Below are 2,596 nucleotides of genomic sequence, written 5' to 3'. Positions count from 1 at the left end.
TCGGCCGGGATCGCGGCAGCGCCCGACGCACCACCGGCAGGAGCGCTTGCAGCGATGCCGGGCGCACGATCCAGGATGGTCGAGCCCGACGCCGGCGCCAGGCTCGCGCGCTCGTGCGAGAAGTACGCGAGCGTCAGCGTGCAGACGAAGAAGACCGCCGCGCACACCGCCGTCGAGCGCGACAGGAAGTTCGCGCTGCCGGTCGCGCCGAACAGGCTGCCCGACGAGCCGCTGCCGAACGAGGCGCCCATGTCGGCCCCCTTGCCGTGCTGCACCAGCACCAGGCCGATCATGACCAGGGCTGCCAGCATCTGGATGACGACGACGAAATTCAACAGCACTTGCATTGTTCTTGCTCCAGAAAAATCAGGGTCCGCGGGTCAGGCCGCGGCTTTGCATATGGCCGCGAAATCCGCGGCCTTCAGGGACGCCCCGCCGATCAGCCCGCCGTCGATGTCGACTTGGGCAAACAGGCTGGCGGCGTTGTCGGCTTTCACACTCCCGCCGTACAACAACAACATCTCATCGGATTTCTGCGTCGCCGCGTGCAACTGCGCGCGCAGCAGCGCATGCACCGCCTGCGCCTGCTCGGGCGACGCCGTCTTGCCGGTGCCGATCGCCCACACCGGCTCGTAGGCCACGACGACCTGCGAGATGCAGTGCGCGAGCGTGTGGATCACCGCCGACAACTGGCGCTTGACCACCGCATCGGTCTGCCCGGCCTCGCGCTCGGCCAGCGTCTCGCCGACGCAGACGATCGGCGTCAGCTTGTGGGCCAATGCCGCCTTCGCCTTGTCGGCGACCAGTTGGTCGGATTCGGCATGCAGCGCACGCCGCTCCGAGTGCCCGACGATCACGTAGCGGCAGCCGAACTCGGCCAGCATCGATGCCGACACCTCGCCGGTGAAGGCACCGCTCTCGTTCCTTGAACAATCCTGTGCGCCCCACGCCAGGCGCTGGCCTTGCAGCGACAGCGCGACCTCGCCCAGGTACGGGAACGGCGCGCACACCGCCACGTCGGCATCGAACGGGCCGGCCGCTGCCAGCCCGGCCAGCAGTTCGGCATTGGCCACGCGGCTGCCGTTCATCTTCCAGTTGCCGACGACGAGTTTGCGACGCATGCCCGAAGCTCCTTGTGCAGTGCTCAGTTGTGTACTCACCATGTGAGCACCAGCTTGCCGATGTGCTGGTTCGATTCCATCAGCGCGTGGGCCTCGGCCGCCTGCGCCGCCGGGAACACCTGGTGGATCACCGGCTTCACGCGGCCCGCTTCGAGCCACGGCCACACCTGCTGCCGCAGCGCCTTCGCGATCGCGGTCTTGAACGCGACCGAGCGCGGACGCAGCGTCGAGCCGCTGATGGTCAGCCGCCGGCGCAGCACGGCGCCGGCGTCGATCTGCGCGGCCGTGCCGCCCTGCACCGCGATCAGCGCGATGCGGCCGTCATCGGCCAGGCACTGCAGCTCGCGCGCGATGTAGTCGCCGGCCACCATGTCGAGGATCACGTCGGCGCCGCGGCCGTCGGTGACCCGCTGCACTTCGGCGACGAAATCGTGCGTGCGGTAGTTGATCGCATGGTCGGCGCCGAGCGACACGCAGGCGGCGCACTTGTCGTCGCTGCCGGCCGTCGCGATCACGCGCGCGCCGAAGGCCCGGGCCAGCTGGATCGCGGTGACGCCGATGCCGCTCGTGCCGCCCTGCACCAGCAGCGTCTCGCCCGGTTGCAGGCGGGCGCGCTCGAACACGTTCGACCAGACGGTGAAGAAGGTCTCGGGCAGGCTTGCGGCCTCGATGTCGCTGAAGCCCTTCGGCACCGGCAGGCACTGGCCGACCGGCGCGACGCACAGCTCGGCATAGCCGCCACCGGCCACCAGCGCACAGACGCGGTCGCCGATGGCGACGCCGGCCTCGGCCATTGCCGCCGCATCGCCACCGACCACCTCGCCCGCGACCTCCAGCCCCGGCAGGTCCGACGCGCCCGGCGGCACCGGGTACAGGCCCTTGCGTTGCAGCACGTCGGGCCGGTTGACGCCCGATGCGCCGACGCGGATCAGCAGCTCGCCGACCGCAGGCACCGGTGCCGCGCGCTCGATGGCGCGCAGCACGTCGGGCGCGCCGGGGGTGGTGATCGCGATGGCTTTCATCGGAAGCTCGGTGGGCAGGACGCCGCCACACGGCCACCGCGTCGAGACGCAGCGGCCGCGCGGCCGGTCATCACTCCTGCGCAGGCGCCTGGTCGCGGTCGATCAGGGCCTTCATCGACAGCTTGACGCGGCCCTTCTCGTCGGTCTCGAGCACCTTGACCTTGACGATCTGGCCTTCCTTCAGGAAGTCGGTGACCTTCTCGACGCGCTGGTGCGCGATCTGGCTGATGTGCAGCAGGCCGTCCTTGCCCGGCAGCAGGTTGACCAGCGCACCGAACTCGAGCAGCTTGGTGATCGGGCCTTCGTAGACCTTGCCCACTTCCACTTCGGCGGTGATCTCTTCGATGCGCTTCTTCGCGTAGGCGGCCTTGTCGGAGTCGGCCGACGCGATCGTGATGGTGCCGTCTTCGCCGATGTCGATCGTGGTGCCGGTCTCTTCGGTCAGCGCACGGA

Annotated in this window: 4 protein-coding genes; all 4 read right to left on the bottom strand. The window is 69.5% G+C overall.

Annotated features, from left to right (window positions below; genetic code table 11):
- Positions 1–347 (bottom strand): preprotein translocase subunit SecG (gene secG, locus AC1D01_RS29510; protein ID WP_477872759.1); only part of this gene is annotated, 347 nt, incomplete at its 3' end.
- Positions 348–380: 33 nt separating this feature from the next.
- Positions 381–1,121, bottom strand: a complete 741-nt coding sequence (gene tpiA, locus AC1D01_RS29505) for a triose-phosphate isomerase (RefSeq protein ID WP_477872757.1) — start codon at positions 1,119–1,121, stop codon at positions 381–383.
- Positions 1,122–1,156: 35 nt separating this feature from the next.
- Entirely contained in the window at positions 1,157–2,143 is a 987-nt protein-coding gene (locus tag AC1D01_RS29500; RefSeq protein WP_477872755.1) for an NAD(P)H-quinone oxidoreductase, read from the bottom strand.
- A 70-nt stretch (positions 2,144–2,213) separates the two neighbouring features.
- The coding region (locus AC1D01_RS29495) for a S1 RNA-binding domain-containing protein (RefSeq protein WP_477872753.1) at positions 2,214–2,596 on the bottom strand (383 nt) is incomplete at its 5' end.

It is taken from the genome of Rhizobacter sp. P3_B12 (assembly GCF_056402895.1).
Note: the sequence above shows the minus strand (reverse complement) of the source record. Positions and strands in the feature narration are given on the sequence as shown.

Excerpts from the sequence above, each read along its gene's own strand:
- AC1D01_RS29500 (WP_477872755.1), bottom strand. The coding sequence starts at position 2,143 with ATGAAAGCCATCGCGATCACCACCCCCGGCGCGCCCGACGTGCTGCGC.
- tpiA (WP_477872757.1), bottom strand. The coding sequence starts at position 1,121 with ATGCGTCGCAAACTCGTCGTCGGCAACTGGAAGATGAACGGCAGCCGC.